Here is an 18799-nt window from a genome sequence, read left to right as displayed (position 1 = left end):
ATTTCAGGGATCAAGCGGGGGACGGCGCGGCCTGCTCCGTGGACCGGGTATCTTCGGTCGGCACGCCGCAGGCCATGCAATAGCGGAAAAACGCCATCTTGCGGGTGTTGCAGGCTCGGCAATGATCGAACAGCGTCATCCCGCAATGGACGCAGAAATTGGTTTCGGCCTCGCCGGTGGTGGCGATCGGTCGGTCGCAGCCGGGGCAGGTCTTGGCGGCCATTTTCTTGAACGCCTCGTCATGGCCGACACGGCGGCGGCGCTCCTGCTCCTGCTCCTGCTCGGCCGCCTGCCGCCCGGCGAGATAACTGCGCATGTTGCGGATGAGGAACTGCCCGGCGGCGAAGGTCAGGATGATGCCCACGCCGTAGCGGACATAGCCGCCATAGCTGGGCAGATAGGGCACCAGTTCGACGAAGAACACGAACACGGCGGCGAGCACGAACCCGCGCATCAGCGGCCAGTAGTCGCTGCTGCGCTGGCGGGCGACCAGCCAGACGGCCGCCACCAGCATCGGCAGGGTGAGCGCAAGACGCAGGCCGAACACGCGCAGTTCCTGCCAGAAACGCGCGCGTTCCTGCGCGGGCGCGGCGTCGGACTCAAGCTTGCTCAATTGCGCCGCGATGTCGGCGGCCCTCTGGCCGAGCGGCAGGCGCTGGTTTTCAAGCTCGGCGATGGCCCCTTCGAGCGCCGCTTCGTTGGCTTTGAGCGCTTCGAGCTGGCGGGTGCGCGATAAGACCTCAGGGTCCTGCTGCGGATTGGTGGTGGCATCGCGCGCGGCGATCCAGGCGCGGAAAGTGTCGGTGCCATTGGCCGACGCGCGCTGCGCCTGCGTTAGCTGAAGCTGAGCCAGTTCCAGCCGCAGATCGAGCTTGCCGATGTCGCCATTGTTGGCGGCGAGCTGGCGGCGCATGGTGGCCAGCGCAGGGTTTTCGGGCGCGGGCGCGGAGAGCACTTGGGCATCGACCAGCGGCAGATCGCCGATGACCAGATTGCCAAGCCCGATGATGAACCCGGCAAAGACCACCGAAACCAGCCAGAACACGGCGGTATAGACCCGCTCCGGCCCGCGCACGCCCTTGATGATCGCCATGTTCGTGCTCCTTGCGGCCGACGGAGCGCCAGTCTTAGCGACAATTGCGGCGTTGCAAAGGCCTGCGTCCCGGCGGAGGCCGGGACCTCAGGCGGTTGGAGCGGGGGTGGTGCTTGGCCGGACTGGGGCCCCGGCCTGCGCCGGGGCGGTATCAGGCTAGTTCGCGCACATCCGTCAGCCGCCCGGTCACCGCCGCTGCTGCCGCCATCGCGGGGCTGACGAGGTGGGTGCGCGCGCCGGGGCCTTGGCGGCCGGCGAAGTTGCGGTTCGAGGTGGAAGCGCAGCGTTCGCCGGCGGGGACTTTGTCGGGGTTCATGCCCAGACACGCCGAACAGCCCGGCTCGCGCCATTCAAGGCCGGCGTCGAGGAACACCTGATCGAGCCCTTCGGCCTCGGCCTGCGCTTTGACAAGGCCCGAGCCGGGCACGACGATCGCCCATTTGACGCCCGGAGCCTTGGTCCGCCCGCGCAGCACCTCGGCGGCGGCGCGCAAGTCTTCGATCCGGCTGTTGGTGCAAGAACCGATGAACACGTTCTGGATTATGACCTCGTCAAGCCGCTGGCCCGGCTCCAGCCCCATGTAATCGAGACTGGCGCGCGCGGCGTCCTGCTTGGAAGGGTCGGCAAAGCTTTCAGGCGCGGGGACGATGCCGGTGATCGGCAGCACGTCTTCGGGGCTGGTGCCCCATGTCACCGAGGGGGCGATATCGGCGGCGTTGATCACCACGACCTTGTCATACGTCGCGCCCGGATCGGTGGCGAGGCTGCGCCACCAGTCCACCGCCTTGTCCCACGCCTCGCCGGTGGGCGCATAGGGGCGGCCTTTGACGTAAGCGATGGTCTTGTCATCGGGCGCGATCAGGCCGGCGCGCGCGCCGTGCTCGATGGCCATGTTCGACACGGTGAGCCGCCCCTCGATCGACAGATCGCGGATCGCTTGCCCGGTATATTCGATGACATGGCCGGTGCCGCCCGCCGCGCCGACCGCGCCGGTGATGTGGAGCACAAGGTCTTTGGCCGAAACGCCCGGCGGCAGGCTGCCCTCGATGCGCACTTCCATCGATTTGGAGCGCTGCAGCATCAGGGTTTGCGTGGCCAGCACATGCTCGACCTCGCTGGTGCCGATGCCGAACGCCAGCGCGCCCAGCCCGCCATGGCAGGCGGTATGGCTATCGCCGCAAACGATGGTCGCGCCCGGCAGCGAGAAGCCCTGCTCCGGACCGACGACATGGACGATGCCCTGCGCCGCATCGGCATCGCCGATATAGCGGATGCCAAAGGCGGGGGCATTGGCCTCCAGCGCCTCAAGCTGCGCCGCGCTTTGCGCGTCGGCAATGGGAATGCGCTTTCCGGCGGCGTCGCGCCGCGCGGTGGTGGGCAGGTTGTGATCGGGCACCGCGAGCGTGAGATCGGGGCGGCGCACCTTGCGCCCGGCCAACCGCAACGCTTCGAATGCCTGCGGGCTGGTCACTTCGTGGACCAGATGGCGGTCGATATAGATGAGGCTGGTGCCATCGCCGCGATCTTCGACGACATGGGCATCCCAGATTTTTTGATAGAGCGTGCGCGGTGTTTGGGCCATAAGCGGCGGACTAAGCCGCACCTGCGCGCAATTCAAGCCCGAAAGGGTGTGTGCGCTTGAACGATTGCGCTACTATATCATAGTAAGCAGAGGCTCCGCGCGGCGAGGCGCGGCGCGATGTGAGGATCTCGATGACTGCGCTGACCGTCCTGACCGCCATTGCCATCGTGATCGCCTCGGTGCTCGGCATGGAAGTGATCGCGTGGTCGAGCCACAAGTATGTGATGCACGGCTTTGGCTGGGCGTGGCACCGCGACCATCATGAACCGCACGACAATGTACTGGAAAAGAACGACCTTTACGGCGTGGTCGGCGCGATCATGTCGATGAGCATGTTTGCCGTGGGCAGCCCGCTGGTGCTGGGCGAGGCGGCATGGTGGGAGGCCAACTTCATCGGCATCGGGATCATGCTCTATGGGGTGATCTACACGCTGGTGCACGATGGCATCGTCCACCAGCGCTGGTTTCGTTGGGTGCCCAAGCGTGGCTATGCCAAGCGGCTGGTGCAGGCGCACAAGCTGCACCACGCGACCATCGGCAAGGAAGGCGGGGTGAGCTTCGGCTTCATTTTTCCGCGCGATCCCGCAGTGCTCAAGCGCGAATTGAAGGCGCAGCGCGAGCAGGGCATTGCCGTGCTGCGCGAGGCGATCGAGGCTTAGGTCACCCTTGCGCCTCCCCTGGGTCGGGATGGGGATACCGGTAATGCTGAAGAATTTCGTCACCCTGAACTTGTTTCAGGGTCCATCGCGGGGCGAGGTCAGTGTTCGCCGGTTAAGGGCCCCATCGGCACAAAAGCCCTAGAATTTCAAGCCTTCGTCCGCGTTGATGGATGGACCCTGAAACAAGTTCAGGGTGACGAAGAAGGTTCGGAAGCCGGCGGGTTTGCCCGTCACTCCGCGCGTGACCATATCCATGTGCCGCTCAGCGCCATGACCGCCAGCGGGATCAGCACCCATGGCCAGCCGGCCGCGATCTGGGTGATCACCACGCTGAGCGCCATGGTGCCCAGCGCCGCCCATTTGGCGCGGCGCGGGATGGCGCGGCGGGTGCGCCAGTCGATCAGCATCGGGCCCCATTTGGGATGCGCCAGCAGCCGCGCCTCCCATACCGGATTGCCGCGCGCAAAGCAGAACAGCGCCAGCAGCAGGAACGGCACCGTGGGCAGCAGCGGCAACACCGCGCCGACCGCGCCGATGCCGACAAACACCAGCCCCGCCCCGGTCCAGAGCGTGCGGCGCATGCCCCTATCCCGCCGCCGCGATGCGCGCCGCATGTTCGCGCACCAGCGCGATCATATTGGGCACGCCCTGGGTGCGGTTGCTCGAAAGCTGGTTCTTGAGGTCGAACGGCGCGAGCGCGGCGGCAATGTCCATCGCGGCCACTTCGCCTGCCGCGCGGTCCTGCACCGCGCTCAGCACCAGCGCGACGATGCCCTTGGTGATCGCGGCGTTGCTATCGGCCAGAAAGTGCAGCTGCCCCTCGGTGCCGGGGGTGGGATAGACCCACATGCTGGCCGAACAGCCGCGCACCATCGTTGCCTCGGTTTTCAGCGCATCGGGCATCGGTTCGAGCGCGCGGCCAAGCTCGATCAGCAGGCGGTAGCGTTCATCGCCATCGAGGAAGGTGTATTCTTCGAGAATGTCGTCAAGAATGGGCATAGGGCGGCCTTAGCACAGGCGCGCGCCGCCTCAATAGGCAGCGGGGGCAGCGTACCGGTTGCGCCAGTGCTTCCGCCCCTTCCTCGTCACCCTGAACTTGTTTCAGGGTCCATCGCTCAGCGAAAGGCGGTGGTGGCCGGACAGGAACTTGGTCGCAGCGAAAGCGCGTACCTTCCGGCATCGGTGCGGAACGAAACATGGACCCTGAAACAAGTTCAGGGTAACGAAATTGGGAGGCAAGAGGATTATCTGCGCCCCTACAAATCGACGCCCGCCGCGATCGCCTCCAGATTGCGCAGGCGTTCGCGCAGATCGGCCAGATCGATGCGGCTGGCGGCGGAAGCATCGCCGCCGGGGCGGGCGCGGTCGAGTTCGAGGCGCTTCAATTCCAGCCAGCCGTGCCACGCGCGCAAGACCGCTTGCGAGAGGATCAGCAGGCCGAGCAGCGCGGCACTGGCAACGATCAGGATGGTTTCGAAGGACATGGGCCTAAACTCCCTTCAAAGTGCGGCTTCACTGATCGCGCAATTGCTCGATCTCATTGGCAAGATTGCGCGTGGTGCGGTCTTCGGTGGCGATGCGTTCGAGCACTTCGAGCCGCTTGCGCAAGGCGGCCAGTTCGCGTTCGAGCGCGGCGGCATAGGCCGGATCGGCCTCGCGCTGGGCCTGCGCCTCATCGCGGTGGCGATGGCGCGCCATGCGCATGTTGGCAAAGGCGATGATCGCAACAATGGCGACAACGGCGGTCCAGAAACTCATTGCTTGCGGCTTCCCGCCTCAAGGCCGGGCACCGTGCGCAAAGCCTCGATCTGCGCCGCGACATCATAGCCCTTGTCCGTCACGATCGCCTCAAGAATGCGGACCCGCTCCTCCAGTGCCTGGCTGCGCGCGGCCGTCTGTGCGGCGCTTTGCGAGAGGGTCTTGGCGCGGATTTCCTCGATCTTGCGCTGGTGGGTCGTCCAGATCGCGATGATCGGGATGATCAGCGCCAGAACCGGGATGAGCAGCGCCAAAGTGCCATTATCCATTGGTATCTTCCCTTTTCAGAGCGCGCAGCCGCGCTTAGCGCAGGCTTTCGATCTCGGCCGAAAGGCGCGGATTGCTCGACACATAGAAGCTTTCCACTTCAGCAAGGCGGCGGTCGATGTCGCGGAAGCTGGCGCGCACTTCGCGCGCCGTGCGCGCTGGCGACTGGCGCACACCCTGCCAGAAGCGCGCCTCTTGCGCATCGGCATAGAGCGCGGGCGGCTTTCGCTCGGCCAGAAAGCCGATGGCGAAATAGGCCGGGATGGCAATGCCGGTGGAAAACACCAGAACCACCGCCGTAAGCCTGATCCACAGCACATCAATGCCAGTGTAATCCGCGATTCCGGCGCAAACGCCCATGAATTTGCCATTGACCTTGTCGCGGTAAAAACGGGTGCGGATGCTGGTCATTGCGATTGTTCCCCCTTGGCGGCGAGCATGCGGTCAAGCTCGCGCAGTTTGTCTTTCTCGTCGGCCAGATTCGATGTCATCCGGGCCGGCTGGAATTGCGGATGATCGGCCACCACCAGGCGCTCGACGGTGTCCATCCGCGCCTCCAGCCGCCGGGCGAGCTGGTACAGCTCATCGAGCAGCGCCTCGTCGCCAGTGGTCAGCGAGGACGCGGTTTTCCAGCGGGTGATGTAGTGCAGCACGATCCACGGCAGCCCGACGAAGATGCCGAGAATGGCGGTGATCGGAATGAGAACAAGGATGCCTTCTTCCATGGCTCAGCCTTCCTTCTTCAACGGATCATCGGCGCGGGCGCGCTTCATCGCTTCAAGCTCGTCGTCGATCGCATCCTTGCCCGCCAGCGCGGCGATCTCGTCGGCCAGGTTCGGCGCGGTGCCTTCATTCAGGCTGAGCGCATCGGCGCGGCCTTCGGCATAATCGACCCGCCGCTCGAGCTGGTCGAACCGGGCGAGCGCCTCGTCGACCCGCTCGCTGGTCATCAGCGTGCGCAGGCGGACGCGGTTTTCCGCGCTTTCGAGCCGGGCGGCAATCGCGGTCTGGCGGCTGCGCGCTTCGCGCAGGCGCGTCTGCAGCTTTTCGATATCGGCCTCATACGCGCGCATCGAATCGTCGAGCACGACGATTTCGCTGCGCAGCTGATCGCGCATATCGGCGGCCTTCTTCTTTTCGATGAGCGCGCCGCGCGCCAGATCCTCGCGGTCTTTCGACAAGGCAAGCTCTGCCTTCTCCGCCCAATCGGCAGCGAGCCGATCAAGCTTTGCCACATGGCGCGCCATTTCCTTTTGATCGGCGATGGTCCGCGCGGCAGAGGCACGCACTTCGACGAGGGTCTCCTCCATTTCCATGATGATCATCCGGATCATCTTCGCCGGATCATCGGCTTTATCCAGCAAGTCGTTGAAATTGGCGGCGATGATATCGCGGGTGCGCGAGAATATGCCCATCAGGTGTGCTCCAGTGGAAGGCGAGGAAGGCGGCGCGGCGCGCAAGGCTTCAAGATGTGCGTCGAACCGGGAAAGCGATTGCCCCTTGGTCCGGTCCGTGCGGGGAACGCGCGGAGAGCCAGAAGGGGTGCGATCGGCCATCAGGCCGCTTCGCTCGCAGCGACGGCCGTGTAAGCTGCGGCTTGCGGCGCGGGGCCAAGCTGCTGGGTGAGCACGGCGACATTGAGCGCGGCCATGGCGGCGATGCTGATCAGCGCGGCGCGGCCCAGCGTGGTGGAAAAGAAGCGGGCGGTGTACATCGAGTTTCTCCGTAATGGGGTGTTGCACCAAGCACTGCATAGGCCGTGCCAATTTGGCGCAGGCGCGGAAATCCGGCAAAAACTGCGCCTGCCCCGCCCGGCGATATAGCAGATATTGCGCAGACTTGGGAAATTCTGCTATTGATTGGGGCGGGATACCAACGGGGGGTTTCACAATGGACCGGGAAGCGCAGTTCATCGGCCAATCGGGCGCATTTCTCGATGCGGTGGAGCGCGCCAGCCGCGCCGCGCCGATGCGCCGCCCGGTGCTGGTGGTGGGCGAGCGCGGCACCGGCAAGGAGCTGATCGCCGAACGCCTCCACCGCCTCTCGCACCGCTGGCAAGAGCCGCTGGTGACGATGAACTGCGCCGCGCTGCCCGAAACGCTGATCGAGGCCGAACTTTTTGGCCACGAGGCGGGCGCGTTCACCGGCGCGACGCGGGCGCGCACCGGGCGTTTCGAGGAGGCCGACAAGGGCACGCTGTTTCTCGATGAGCTGGGCACGCTTTCGATGGGCGCGCAGGAGCGGCTGCTGCGCGCGGTCGAATATGGCGAGGTCACGCGGATCGGATCGAGCAAGCCGATCCGGGTCGATGTGCGGATCGTCGCGGCGACCAACGAGGATCTGCCCGCGATGGCAGCGCGCGGCCGGTTTCGCCCCGATCTGCTCGACCGGCTGAGTTTCGAGGTGATCACCCTGCCCCCGCTGCGCGTGCGCGAGGGCGATATCGCGGTGCTGGCCGACCATTTCGGACGGCGCATGGCCGCCGAGCTCGATTGGCACACCTGGCCCGGCTTTGCCCCGCATGTGGCGCGCCAACTGGAGGAGCACAGCTGGCCGGGCAATGTGCGCGAACTGCGCAACACCGCCGAGCGTGCGGTCTATCGCTGGGACGACCCGGCGAGGCCGATCGCGCACATCCAGTTCGATCCGTTCGACAGCCCATGGAAACCAAGCGCGCAGGCCGAGGCACCGACCGACCGCCCGGCAGAGCGCGCAGCGCCCTCGCCGCTCGGCAATTTTGACGAGGTGAGCGACCTGCGCAGCGCGGTCGACGGCCACGAGCGCGCGATCATCGAGCACCACTTGGGCCGCAACCGCTACAACCAACGCCAGACCGCCAAAGCGCTGGGGCTTTCATATGACCAGCTACGGCATTGCCTGCGCAAGCACGGCCTGCTGGAGCGGGCGGAAGGTGCCTAATCCGCAGGCGCGCTGAGCGCGATGCGATTGCCTTCGCTGTCTTCGATCTCGGCCACGAACCCTGCTTCGCCGATGTCCTTCTTGGGATAGAGGACTTTGCCGCCTTGGGCTGTCGCGCGCTCCAGCACCGGATCGATGCGCGGCACATCGAAGTAGAGGATGGCCCCTTCCTTCGAAGGCACATAGACATCGCCCTTGGCCAGCGCGCCGCTCGCCCCCGGCTTGCCATCGGCGCGCGGGAAGAACGCCATGGCATAGCCATCGACCTCTTGGCGCGTCAGTTTGAAGCCGAAAACATTCTCATAAAATTTGATCGCCCGGTCCATGTCGGCAACCGGGATTTCAAAATGAACGACCGGATTTATGGCTGGCGGATTCATCGCGGGTCTGGCCTCTTGCTGTGACGGTGCCCCTGCAGCGGTAAGCGGCGCGTGCGGGCCGTAGATCGCCAGAAGCGCAGCAGAACCCGCAATGACGGTGCGATAGAGCATGGGCATGCCTTATGGGGTGATACTTCGACACTAACCGCGCTTACGGAGCGGTCAACTTTGCCCTTGCCTGCGAAACCTTCTAACGCCCCCTCCCATGCCCCTCACCCGCCTGACCTTGCGCACATTTCGCAACCATGCCGCCACCCGGCTGGAGGGCATGGCCGCGTTCAATGTGCTGGTGGGCGAGAACGGCGCGGGGAAGACCAATGTGCTGGAGGCGATCTCGCTGCTCGCGCCGGGGCGCGGGCTGCGCCGCGCGGGCATTGCGGAAATGGCGGCGCATGGCGGCGATGGCAGCTTTGCCGTGGCCGCGGAGATGGAAGGCGGCGAGATCACGCTGGGCACGATGACCACGCCCGCCGCGCCCGGCCGCCGCGCGGTGCGCATCAATGGCGCGGAAGGGCCGGCCACGCGGCTGAGCGAGTGGCTTTCGGTGACTTGGCTGACCCCGGCGATGGACCGCTTGTTCAGCGAGAGCGCGGGCGCGCGGCGACGGTTTCTGGACCGGCTGGTCATGGCGCGCGAACCGGGCCATGCGCGCCAATCCGTCCGCTATGAAACCGCGCTGCGCGAGCGCAACCGGCTGCTCGGCGAGGCGCAGGAGCCCGATCCGGCGTGGCTCGATGCGCTGGAGGCGGGGCTGGCCGAAACCGGCGCGGAGATCGTGCGCGCGCGCGCCGAACTGGTGCGCGATCTGGCCGCCGCGCTGGCCGACCTGCCCGAAGCGCCCTTTGCGCGGCCTGCGCTCCGCTATACCGGCGAGAGCGGCGATCTGCGCGCCGCGCTGCGCCAAGGCCGCCGCCGCGACCGCGCGGCGGGGCGCACGCTCACCGGCCCGCACCGCGACGATCTGGCGGTGCGGCTGGCGGCCAAGGACGCGCCCGCCGCCGATTGTTCGACCGGCGAGCAAAAGGCGATGCTGATCGCCATCGTGCTGGCGCATGCCGCGCTGACCGCTGGCCCGCGCCCGCGCCTGCTGCTGCTGGATGAGATTGCCGCGCACCTCGATCCGCTGCGCCGCGCCGCGCTTTACGAGCGCCTCGCAGCCTCGGGCGCGCAAGTGTGGATGACCGGCACCGAGCTTGCGCCGTTCGAAGGCATCGGGGCGGCGGCGGCCGTCTGGCGCGTGGCGGATGGCGGGGCGGTGCGGGCTTAGCGCTGCGCCGCTTTCAGCGCTTTGGCCACTTCGGCCTGCGTTGCCGCCACGATCTTTTCGATGCCTTGCGCATTGGGATGGATGCGGTCTTCCAGCATCAGCGCATCCCTGCCGATCACGGCGGAGAGGAAGAACGGCACCAGCGCGGCATGATGCTTCTTCGCAAGATCGGGGTATATGCCATTGAAAGCTTTGGCATAATCTGCGCCCATATTCGGCGCGGCGAGCATGCCTGTGAGCATCGCGGGGATCTGGCGGCGATCAAGCTCGGTCAGGATCGCATCGAGATTGGCGCGCGTTTCGGCCACGGCCAGCCCGCGCAGCATATCATTGCCGCCCAGCCCGACCATGACCAGCGCAGGCTTGACCGGCTGGTTATCGAGGGTGAAGGCCAGCCGCGCCCGCGCCGCCGCGGTGGTATCGCCCGAAACCCCCGCATTCACCAGCCGCGCGGGCACCCCCGCCTGATTCAGCGCGGCCTCCAGCCGGGGCGGATAGCCGAGGCCGGGATCGAGCTGATACCCGGCATAGAGGCTATCCCCGAAAGCGAGGATCACTGGCGCATTGGCGAGGACGGGGATGCTCGCCGCCGCCGCGGATTCGCTTGCAAGCGGCGCGGGCTGCGCCGAGCAGGCACCGAGCGCGAAAGCCAAGAGAACGACGAGCTGGCGCATGGTGAGCTTTCGAGACAGGTTGCAGATGCGAACCAATCTATGCCACTTGGACGGTGTGACAACCCCGCCCCCCATTATTGACGCCCGCTCACTCACCCTCACGCTTGGCGAAGGCGATGGCCGGGTCGAAGTGCTGCGCGGGATCGACCTTCGGGTGATGGCGGGCGAGAGCATCGCGCTGCTCGGCCCCTCGGGCTCGGGCAAAAGCTCGCTGCTGGCGGTGCTTTCGGGGCTGGAGCAGGCGAGCAGCGGCAGCGTCTCGGTCGCGGGCGAGGATTTCTCTGCGCTCAGCCAGGATGGCCTGGCCGCCGCGCGGCGCGGGCGCATCGGCATCGTGCTTCAGGCGTTTCACTTGCTGCCGACGATGACCGCGCTTGAAAACGTGGCGACCCCGCTCGAACTGGCGGGCATGCCCGATGCCATGGCGCGCGCCGAGGCAGAGCTTGGCGCGGTCGGCCTGGCGCACCGCTTGCGCCATTTCCCCGCGCAGCTTTCGGGCGGCGAGCAGCAGCGCGTGGCGATTGCCCGCGCCCTCGCCCCGCGCCCGGCAATCCTGTTTGCCGACGAGCCGACCGGCAATCTTGATCATGTGAACGGCACCGCGGTCGCCGATCTGCTGTTCGCGCGCGCCGCCGCGATGGGCGCGACCTTGCTGCTGGTCACGCATGACGAAGCGCTGGCCCGCCGCTGCGCCCGCATCGTGCGGCTGGAGGACGGGCGCGTGGTGTCTGACAGCGCGGCGTGAACCAGTGGCGGTTGGCCTGGACGATTGCGCGGCGCGGGCTTGATGGGCGGTTTCGCGGGCTGCGGCTGCTCGTCGCCTGCCTCGTGCTGGGCACCGCTGCGCTGGCCGCCATCGGCACATTGACCGGCGCGGTCAGCCGCGAACTGGCGCTGCGCGGGCAGACCATGCTCGGCGGCGATATCGAATATGCGCTGCGCGGGCGCGAGGCCAGCCCATCAGAGCTCGCCGCGATCCGCGCCGCTGGCAAACTTTCGGTGGGCGCGCGGATGCAGGCGATGGCGCGGCGCATCGGGGATGATGATGCCGCAGTGCCGGTCGAACTCAAAGCGGTCGATGGCCAGTGGCCGCTTTATGGCACGCTCACCCTGGAAGGCGGCCGCCGCGCCGCCGCGCCGCAGGGCAATACGGCATGGATCGCACCCGGCGTGGCCGACCGGCTGGGCGTGCGCCCCGGAGACGCCATGCAGATCGGCAATGCCCGGCTGACGGTGGGCGGCGTGATCGCGGGCGAGCCGGACCGCTTTGGCGAAGGCTTTGCGCTCGCGCCCACGGTGATCATCAGCCGCGAGGCGCTCATGCAATCGGGCCTGGTCCAGCTGGGCAGCATGGCACGGTGGAAATACCGCGTGGCCTTGCCCGCTGCGGCCGCGCCGATCGAGCTGGCCGACACGTTCAAGGCGAAGTTTCCGGTCGCCGGGTTTGAAGTGCGCACGCGCGAGCGCGCCTCGCCTGGGCTCGACCGGTTTGTCGAGCGGATGGGGCAGTTCCTTGTGCTGGTGGCGCTGGCGGCGTTGGCGATTGCGGGCATCGGCATCGGCAACGGCGTCTCGTCCTACCTCGAAACGCGGCGCGAGAGCATTGCCACCCTGAAAGTGCTGGGCGCGACGGGGGGCGATATTGCGCGGATTTACCTGCTTCAGCTTGCCGCCGCGACTTTGGCGGCAATCACGCTGGGCTTGCTGATCGGGGTGGCGGTCACGCCGCTGATCGGGCGGGCGCTGGCGGGGCTGCTGCCGATTGCGCCGGGCTTTGTCATCGATGCGCCCGCGCTCGCGCTGGCGGCGCTCTATGGCGCGCTGATCGCGGTGAGCTTTGCCGCGCCGCCGCTGCTGCGCGCGCGCGAAGTGCCCGCGATGGCGCTGATGCGCGCGCGGGTTTCGCCGCTGCGCGCGGGGCTTCGCGCGCCCTTGCTGGCCTCGGCGGTGGGGATTGCGGCGATTGCCGCGCTCGCGGTGGGCACATCGGCGCAGCCCTGGCTCGCCGCCGGGTTTCTCGGCGGCGCGGCGGCGCTGTTTGCGCTGCTGGCGGGCCTTGGCGCGGGGCTGACCCGCGCGGCGGCGCTGGTGCCGCGCCCGCGCAGCACGATCCTGCGGCTCGCGCTTGCCAATCTGCACCGGCCCAGCGCGCAGACCGCCGCGCTGGTCGTGGCGCTCGGCTTTGCGCTCGCCGCCTTCGTGCTGCTGGCCTCGGTGCAAAGCAGCCTCGATGCCAATATTGCCCGCCGGGTGCCCTCGCGTGCGCCCGATTATGTCGTGCTCGATGTGCCGCAGGCGCAATTGGCGGCGTTCACCGCGCTGATCCACCGCGCCGCGCCGGGGGCCGATGTGCGCGCCGTGCCCGCGCTGCGCGGCGCGATCATCGCATACGGCGCGCCCGGCGCGATGACGCAGGTGGCTTCGCTCAAGGCGATCCCCGACGATGCCTGGGCGCTGCGCGGGGACCGGGGCCTCACTTATGCCGATGCGCTGCCCGAGGGCAATGTGCTGACCGAGGGGCGCTGGTGGCCGCGCGGCTATAGCGGCGAGCCGCTGGTTTCGGTCGATGCCGATCTGGCGGAGGCCATCGGGCTGAAGCTGGGCGACCGGCTGACGATCAGCCTGCTGGGGGTGGAGCGCAGCGCGCGGATCGCCTCGTTCCGGCGGATCGACTGGCAATCGTTCGGCTTCAATTATGTGCTGGTGTTCAGCCCCAATGCGATTGCCGATGCGCCGCACAATCTGGCCGCGACGGTCGAACTTGCGGTTCCCGAGAAGCGCGCATCGGTGCGGCGGCAGATCCTGAGCCAGCTGGTGCGCGCGTTGCCTTCCAGCTCGGTGATCGAGATCGGACCGGTCTTGGCGCAGGCGCGCGGGCTACTGACGCAGATGGGCACCGCGATCATGGCGGCGGCCAGCGTGGCGGTGCTCGGCGGGCTGGCGGTCTTGGCGGGCACCATCGCGGCGGCGCGCGCGGCGCGGCATTATGACAGCGTGATCCTGCGCGTGCTGGGGGCCAGCCAGGGCCAGCTGATCGGGCTGCTCGTGGCCGAATATGCGCTGCTGTGCGCGCTGCTCAGCGTGGTCGCGCTGGCGCTGGGCATGGGCGCGGGCTGGCTGATCATTGTCCAGCTGTTCGAGTTCGACTGGCTGCCCGATTGGCGCGTGGTGCTCGGCGTGCTCGGCGCAGGCACCGCGCTGGTGATGGTGCTGGCGGTCGGCGGTTCGCTCGGCGTGCTGCGCGCGCGGCCAGCGGCGGCGCTGCGCGAGCTCTAGCGCGCGGGCCAACACCCAAACCTCGCCTCGGGTCGTCACCCTGAACTTGTTTCAGGGTCCATCCATCAGCGCGCACGGGGCCCTGAAGCTATAGGCTTTTCGCGCCAATGGCTGCCTTCACCTGAAAGCACTTCCCTTGCGGCACGATGGACCCTGAAACAAGTTCAGGGTGACGAGGTGCCCGTTTGATCGTTCGTTGTTTGGCCTTCAGGAAAACACGCTCGCATCGCCCGGCTGTTTGGGATCGGGGCCATGGCGGTTTGATCCGCTTGTACCCGGCAGGCACATGAACACGAGCACGATCAGCCCGCCAACATAGGGGATGAAGCCAAACAGGCACAGCCAGCCCGACCGGTCCTGATCGTGGAAGCGGCGCACTTGGAGCGCGATCGAGGGAATGATGCTGCCAAGGCCCCAGACCACCAGAAACAGCAACCCGACATAGAACAGCGGCCCCGGCATGCCCGCTTCGGGCGAGCCGAAATTAATGCCGCCTGCCACCATCACCGCCAGCGCAACCATGGCCACCAGAAACGAGAACAGCGTGAACATCCAATACTCAAGCCGGCGCGAACGACCTTCGAAATCGGCATAGCGCCGATACGGCATCAACATCCACTGCATTGCGCTGCCCCCAAACCGGTCTTGGCATATCCGCCCATGGTCGCCCCAAGCGGCGGCCCAGACACCGCTAGAGAGCCACAAAGCGCGCGGTTGGGCAAGGCCAAGGCGCAGCGATCACCGCATTGTCAGGAAAACACGCTCGCATCGCCCGGCTGTTTGGGATCTGGGCCATAGCGGTTGCTGCCGTTCGTGCCGCTGAGGCACATCAGCACCAGCAGCGCAAACCCGCCAAGCAAGGGAATGATGCCGAGCAGCAGCAGCCAGCCGCTGCGGTCCTGATCGTGCAGACGCCGCACGCCGAGCGCGAGCGCGGGCACGAAGCTGCCCAGCGCAAACAGCCCGCCGACAAAGCCGCCGCCGCCAACGAGGCGGCTGCCATAGCCAAAGCCGGTGGGGGTGCGGGCCCAGTCGTTGGTGCCAAACAGCAGATTGAGCACCATGAACACGAGCACATAGAACAAGACGAACGACCAATATTCGCGCCGCCGCGAACGGCCTTCGAATTCGGCGTAGCGGCGATAAGGGAGCAGCATCCAGTTCAACATAAGTGTCCTTTCACAAGCTCGGGGATGGGTTCAGGCAAAGACCTGCGCGCCAGTGCGATCCAGCGGATCGGGGCCGAAGCGGTTTGGCCCGGCTGTGCCGCGCAGGCACAGGAACAGCAGGAACGCGATAAACGCGATCCCTTGCAGATAAGGCACCGTCGAGACCAGCGCATAGCCCAGATACCACCAGCCCGAGACATTCATGTCGTGCAAGCGGCGGACCACGATCGCGATCGAGGGGATGAAGTTCACCAGCGAAAACAGCCCCGCCAGCCCGACGATCAGCCACAGCAACGGCTGATGGACCAGCGCCAGCATGATCTCCTCCATGTTGATCATGCTGAAAATGCCGACCCCCATGACCACCGCCGCCGCAGCAGCGGCCAGCAGCACATAGACCGCCAGCAGAAACAGCGAATACATCCAGTATTCGCGGCGGCAGGATCGCCCGCTGAAATCGGCATAGCGCCGATACGGCATGAACATCCATTCCATCGCTATCGTTCCCAAGCTCTGCGCCGACGCATCAAACCGGCCCCCGCAGTGAGACACGAAAGCCGCGCGCCTGCAAGGAAAAGGCGCGGCCTGCGTTAGTACCGCAGGCGCATCGTGGCGCCAAAGGCGCGCGGCTGGTTGGCATAGCCCCACGCCGTGGCGGGCTGCCCCGCCGCATCGAGCAGGGTCACGCGATAGCGGTCGTTCGCGATATTGCGGCCCCACAGAGTGAATTCCGCGCCGCTGCGGACGGCCCAGGTGAGCGAGGCCCCCACTTCCCTGACACTCGCCCTGAACGGCGCGGCATTGGCCGCAGGCGGGGCCATCACCGCCGCGCCGCGCGCGCTGGTGACCAGCAGGTTGACCAGCGCGCCCGGGGCGAAGTCCTGCGCGGCCAGAGCCTGCGAAGCGAGACCGAATGAGGGCTGCGAACCCGAAACGCCGGGCAGTGCCTGCTGGATCTGGGTGGGCGATTCGTAGTGGAAATTGCCGCGCAGGATCAGCCGGCCCCCGCCCGCCAGCGGCCATTCGCGCGCGGCGCCGACCGTGGCGGACAGCGCCGGAATGCCCGCCGGACGCATGCCCGAAAGATTGCCCGCCGCCGAAATGGCATAGCTATCGTAGCGGGCATCGAGATACGTGACCGCGGTGCTCACCAGCCAGCCCCGCGCCGGGCGCAGGCTGGCCTCAATCTCGGCCCCGCGCACCGTCTCTCGGCCCGCCTGTGCGAGCACGAAGGCGCTGCCGACCAGCAGGCTGGATTGCGAGCCCGTGATCGATTGCTGGAACAGCGCGAGATTGAAATTGGCCCTGCCCCAATTGGCCCGAAGGCCGATTTCATAGACTTTGGTATCTTCGGGCCGGACAAAGCGCGCGCTGTAGCTCTGGTTGCTGCCCGCCAGACTCGCCGCTTCGAAAAACGCCTGATCGACCCCGAACGGGCGGCTGCCGCGCGAAAGATTGACCGCGCTGGCCTTATAACCGGTGGCAAACGCGGCATAGAGATCGACCTCGGGATTGAGCTCGAAAGCCACATGCGCGGTCCAGCGTGCCTGCCGGACCTGCGCGCTGATCGGCGCCGCGCCGCTGGGCAGGGCGGGCAGCGATAGCACCGGGATAAGCGTTGGCAGCGTAGCCAGCGTTGGCAGCGGCAGGGCCCGGCCGAGCGGATCCTGCTCCCATGCATGGGCGGCAGCTGCGCCATCCCCACCCGCGAAGGGGGAATCGGCGCGAACATCCTCGCGCGCCCAGCTGCATCCCGGCGCGGCCAGCGCGCAAAGCAGCGCGGCGCGGATCAGCGCCCGCCCGATCTGCGCCTTTCTGATGATCGCTCTTGCTGTCATCGCGCGCGCCGTGCTTCCCTTTAGCCCGCTGCGCAGTCTACGGAATGCGCCAAGGCCCCGCAACGCCCATTTTATCGCCCTTGTGCCAATCACCCACAACGGCAAGCGGGGACAGACCTTGCCGCAACGCACAATTGCAGGTATGCGCCCGCAAAAGTCCGGTGTGTCATCCCAAAATGTGCGCCGGGCCGGAAACGGCGCATCCGCGCGCCCTATTCCGCCTTGGGTCCACGTTTCACGCGAAAGCCAGTTCATGTCCTCTGCACAGCGCAATATCGCGATTATCGCGCACGTCGATCACGGCAAAACCACACTGGTGGACCAGCTGTTCCGCCAATCCGGCACCTTCCGCGACAATCAGCGCATCGAAGAGCGTGCGATGGATTCCAACGATCTGGAAAAAGAGCGCGGCATCACCATTCTGGCCAAGTGCACCTCGGTCGAATGGGAAGGCACCCGCATCAACATCGTCGACACCCCGGGCCACGCCGATTTCGGCGGCGAGGTGGAGCGCATCCTGTCGATGGTCGACGGCGTGATCCTGCTGGTTGACAGCTCCGAAGGCGCGATGCCGCAGACCAAGTTCGTCACCGGCAAGGCGCTGGCATTGGGCCTCAAGCCGATTGTGGTGGTCAACAAGATCGACCGGCAGGACGAGCGCACACAGGAAGTGCTCGACGAAGTGTTCGATCTGTTCGTCACGCTCGACGCCACCGACGAGCAGCTTGAATTTCCGGTGCTCTTTGCCTCGGGCCGCAATGGCTATGCCAGCGACGATCCATTGGCGCGCGAAGGCACCTTGACCCCGCTGTTCCAGAAAATCGTCGATCATGTGCCCGCGCCTTCGGCCGATCCCGATGGCCCGTTCAAGTTCCTCGTGACCTTGCTCGATCGCGACAACTTCCTCGGCCGCATCCTTACCGGCCTCGTGTTCTCTGGCTCGGTCAAGACCAACCAGGCGATCCATGCGCTCGATAACGATGGCAAGATCGTCGAAAGCGGCCGCGCCTCCAAGATCATGACCTTCCGCGGTCTGGAGCGCGTGCCCACCGAAGAAGCCGTGGCGGGCGATATCATTTCGATCGCCGGCCTCACCACCGCGACCGTTTCGAACACGATCTGCGATCCTTCCGTCACCGAGCCGCTGCACGCGCAGCCGATCGATCCGCCCACGCTGTCGATGCGTTTTGCGGTGAACGATTCGCCGATGGCGGGCCGCGAGGGCACCAAAGTGACCAGCCGCATGATCCGCGACCGCCTGGCGCGCGAGGCCGAATCGAACGTGGCGATCAAGGTTACCGAAAGCGCCGACAAGGATAGCTTCGAAGTGGCCGGGCGCGGCGAATTGCAGCTGGGCGTGCTCATCGAAACGATGCGCCGCGAAGGTTTCGAGCTGGGCATCAGCCGCCCGCGCGTGCTCTTCGGCGAAGACGAGCACGGCAAGCGGACCGAGCCTTACGAAACCGTGCTGATCGACGTGGACGACGAATTTTCGGGCACCGTGGTGGAAAAGATGGCCACCCGCAAAGGCGAAATGGTCGACATGCGGCCCTCGGGCGGCGGCAAGACCCGCATCACCTTCAGCGCGCCCTCGCGCGGGCTGATCGGCTATCACGGCGAATTCCTGTCCGATACGCGCGGCACCGGGATCATGAACCGGCTGTTCGAAAAATATGGCCCCTACAAGGGCAAGATCGAAGGCCGCAAGAACGGCGTGCTGATCTCGAACGGCGCGGGCGAGGCCAATGCTTATGCGCTGGGGCCGCTGGAAGAACGCGGCATCCTGTTCGTCGGCGTCGGCACCCCGCTCTATGAAGGCATGATCATCGGCGAGAATGCCAAGCCCGACGATCTTGAAGTCAATCCGATGAAGTCGAAGCAGCTGACCAACTTCCGCTCGACCGGCAAGGACGACGC

The 18799-nt window shown here is 66.5% G+C and carries 23 protein-coding genes; 6 read left to right on the top strand and 17 right to left on the bottom strand.

Translation table 11 applies throughout. The annotated features are described in order from the left end of the window. Positions 1 to 10: 10 nt before the first annotated feature. Together Q0O40_RS07475 and leuC are read right to left on the bottom strand one after the other, a co-directional pair. On the bottom strand, positions 11 to 1093 hold the full coding sequence (locus Q0O40_RS07475; RefSeq protein WP_295528159.1) for a zinc ribbon domain-containing protein: 1083 nt from the start codon (positions 1091 to 1093) through the stop codon (positions 11 to 13). Between the two features lie 151 nt (positions 1094 to 1244). Beyond that, positions 1245 to 2675 (bottom strand): 3-isopropylmalate dehydratase large subunit, encoded by a 1431-nt coding sequence (gene leuC / locus Q0O40_RS07470; RefSeq protein WP_295528156.1) that lies wholly within the window; start codon positions 2673 to 2675, stop codon positions 1245 to 1247. A 140-nt stretch (positions 2676 to 2815) separates the two neighbouring features. Between leuC and Q0O40_RS07465 the strand changes: the two genes are divergently transcribed. Continuing rightward, entirely contained in the window at positions 2816 to 3334 is a 519-nt protein-coding gene (locus tag Q0O40_RS07465) for a sterol desaturase family protein (RefSeq protein WP_295528187.1), read from the top strand. A gap of 230 nt (positions 3335 to 3564) precedes the next feature. On the opposite strand, the gene Q0O40_RS07460 is transcribed toward Q0O40_RS07465, so the two are convergent. The 9 genes from Q0O40_RS07460 to Q0O40_RS07420 all read right to left on the bottom strand — a co-directional run bounded on the left by Q0O40_RS07460 (position 3565) and on the right by Q0O40_RS07420 (position 7073). Continuing rightward, entirely contained in the window at positions 3565 to 3915 is a 351-nt protein-coding gene (locus tag Q0O40_RS07460) for a YbaN family protein (RefSeq protein ID WP_295528154.1), read from the bottom strand. A 4-nt stretch (positions 3916 to 3919) separates the two neighbouring features. After that, positions 3920 to 4333: a SufE family protein gene (locus tag Q0O40_RS07455; protein WP_295528152.1), complete on the bottom strand. Its 414-nt coding sequence runs from the start codon at positions 4331 to 4333 to the stop codon at positions 3920 to 3922. 257 nt (positions 4334 to 4590) lie between these two features. Beyond that, positions 4591 to 4818, bottom strand: a complete 228-nt coding sequence (locus Q0O40_RS07450; RefSeq protein WP_295528149.1) for a hypothetical protein — start codon at positions 4816 to 4818, stop codon at positions 4591 to 4593. A 28-nt stretch (positions 4819 to 4846) separates the two neighbouring features. Next, positions 4847 to 5092, bottom strand: a complete 246-nt coding sequence (locus tag Q0O40_RS07445) for a hypothetical protein (RefSeq protein WP_295528146.1) — start codon at positions 5090 to 5092, stop codon at positions 4847 to 4849. Then, a complete protein-coding gene (locus Q0O40_RS07440; protein ID WP_295528143.1) occupies positions 5089 to 5361 on the bottom strand; it encodes a hypothetical protein in 273 nt (90 codons plus the stop codon). The genes Q0O40_RS07445 and Q0O40_RS07440 overlap by 4 nt, the downstream gene beginning before the upstream one ends. 34 nt (positions 5362 to 5395) lie before the next feature. Further along, complete coding sequence (gene pspC, locus Q0O40_RS07435; RefSeq protein WP_295528140.1) at positions 5396 to 5770, bottom strand: envelope stress response membrane protein PspC; 375 nt, start codon at positions 5768 to 5770, stop codon at positions 5396 to 5398. Beyond that, positions 5767 to 6084, bottom strand: a complete 318-nt coding sequence (gene pspB, locus Q0O40_RS07430) for an envelope stress response membrane protein PspB (RefSeq protein WP_295528137.1) — start codon at positions 6082 to 6084, stop codon at positions 5767 to 5769. The genes pspC and pspB overlap by 4 nt, the downstream gene beginning before the upstream one ends. 3 nt (positions 6085 to 6087) lie before the next feature. Beyond that, entirely contained in the window at positions 6088 to 6915 is an 828-nt protein-coding gene (gene pspA / locus Q0O40_RS07425) for a phage shock protein PspA (protein ID WP_295528136.1), read from the bottom strand. Further along, complete coding sequence (locus tag Q0O40_RS07420; RefSeq protein ID WP_295528132.1) at positions 6915 to 7073, bottom strand: hypothetical protein; 159 nt, start codon at positions 7071 to 7073, stop codon at positions 6915 to 6917. The genes pspA and Q0O40_RS07420 overlap by 1 nt, the downstream gene beginning before the upstream one ends. Before the next feature lie 176 nt (positions 7074 to 7249). On the opposite strand from Q0O40_RS07420, the gene pspF reads away from it, so the two are divergent. Further along, on the top strand, positions 7250 to 8278 hold the full coding sequence (gene pspF, locus Q0O40_RS07415; protein WP_295528129.1) for a phage shock protein operon transcriptional activator: 1029 nt from the start codon (positions 7250 to 7252) through the stop codon (positions 8276 to 8278). Here the strand turns inward: pspF and Q0O40_RS07410 are convergent. Then, positions 8275 to 8769: a VOC family protein gene (locus tag Q0O40_RS07410; protein ID WP_295528127.1), complete on the bottom strand. Its 495-nt coding sequence runs from the start codon at positions 8767 to 8769 to the stop codon at positions 8275 to 8277. The genes pspF and Q0O40_RS07410 overlap by 4 nt on opposite strands. Positions 8770 to 8863: 94 nt before the next feature. On the opposite strand from Q0O40_RS07410, the gene recF reads away from it, so the two are divergent. Continuing rightward, on the top strand, positions 8864 to 9925 hold the full coding sequence (gene recF / locus Q0O40_RS07405; RefSeq protein WP_295528124.1) for a DNA replication/repair protein RecF: 1062 nt from the start codon (positions 8864 to 8866) through the stop codon (positions 9923 to 9925). Here recF and Q0O40_RS07400 read toward each other — a convergent pair. Further along, positions 9922 to 10599 (bottom strand): arylesterase, encoded by a 678-nt coding sequence (locus tag Q0O40_RS07400; RefSeq protein WP_295528122.1) that lies wholly within the window; start codon positions 10597 to 10599, stop codon positions 9922 to 9924. The genes recF and Q0O40_RS07400 overlap by 4 nt on opposite strands. A 25-nt stretch (positions 10600 to 10624) precedes the next feature. Between Q0O40_RS07400 and Q0O40_RS07395 the strand changes: the two genes are divergently transcribed. Beyond that, a complete protein-coding gene (locus Q0O40_RS07395) occupies positions 10625 to 11344 on the top strand; it encodes an ABC transporter ATP-binding protein (protein ID WP_295528120.1) in 720 nt (239 codons plus the stop codon). Further along, complete coding sequence (locus Q0O40_RS07390) at positions 11341 to 13875, top strand: FtsX-like permease family protein (protein ID WP_295528117.1); 2535 nt, start codon at positions 11341 to 11343, stop codon at positions 13873 to 13875. Before Q0O40_RS07395 ends, Q0O40_RS07390 begins: the two co-directional genes overlap by 4 nt. 207 nt (positions 13876 to 14082) lie before the next feature. On the opposite strand, the gene Q0O40_RS07385 is transcribed toward Q0O40_RS07390, so the two are convergent. From Q0O40_RS07385 to Q0O40_RS07370, 4 genes are all read right to left on the bottom strand, one after another. Further along, positions 14083 to 14490, bottom strand: a complete 408-nt coding sequence (locus Q0O40_RS07385; RefSeq protein ID WP_367183730.1) for a DUF805 domain-containing protein — start codon at positions 14488 to 14490, stop codon at positions 14083 to 14085. Positions 14491 to 14624: 134 nt separating this feature from the next. Next, positions 14625 to 15044, bottom strand: coding sequence for a DUF805 domain-containing protein (locus Q0O40_RS07380; RefSeq protein ID WP_295528112.1), 420 nt, complete (start codon positions 15042 to 15044; stop codon positions 14625 to 14627). 30 nt (positions 15045 to 15074) lie between these two features. Further along, entirely contained in the window at positions 15075 to 15539 is a 465-nt protein-coding gene (locus Q0O40_RS07375) for a DUF805 domain-containing protein (RefSeq protein WP_295528110.1), read from the bottom strand. Positions 15540 to 15634: 95 nt separating this feature from the next. Continuing rightward, complete coding sequence (locus Q0O40_RS07370) at positions 15635 to 16882, bottom strand: TonB-dependent receptor (protein ID WP_295528107.1); 1248 nt, start codon at positions 16880 to 16882, stop codon at positions 15635 to 15637. 253 nt (positions 16883 to 17135) lie between these two features. Here Q0O40_RS07370 and typA point away from each other — a divergent pair. Further along, on the top strand, positions 17136 to 18799 hold a 1664-nt coding region (typA, locus tag Q0O40_RS07365), incomplete at its 3' end, for a translational GTPase TypA (RefSeq protein ID WP_295528104.1).

This window comes from Novosphingobium sp. Chol11 (assembly GCF_945870625.1).
Lineage (GTDB): Bacteria > Pseudomonadota > Alphaproteobacteria > Sphingomonadales > Sphingomonadaceae > Novosphingobium.
The sequence above is the reverse complement of the archived record's forward strand: the minus strand, read 5'-3'. Positions and strand labels throughout refer to the sequence as shown.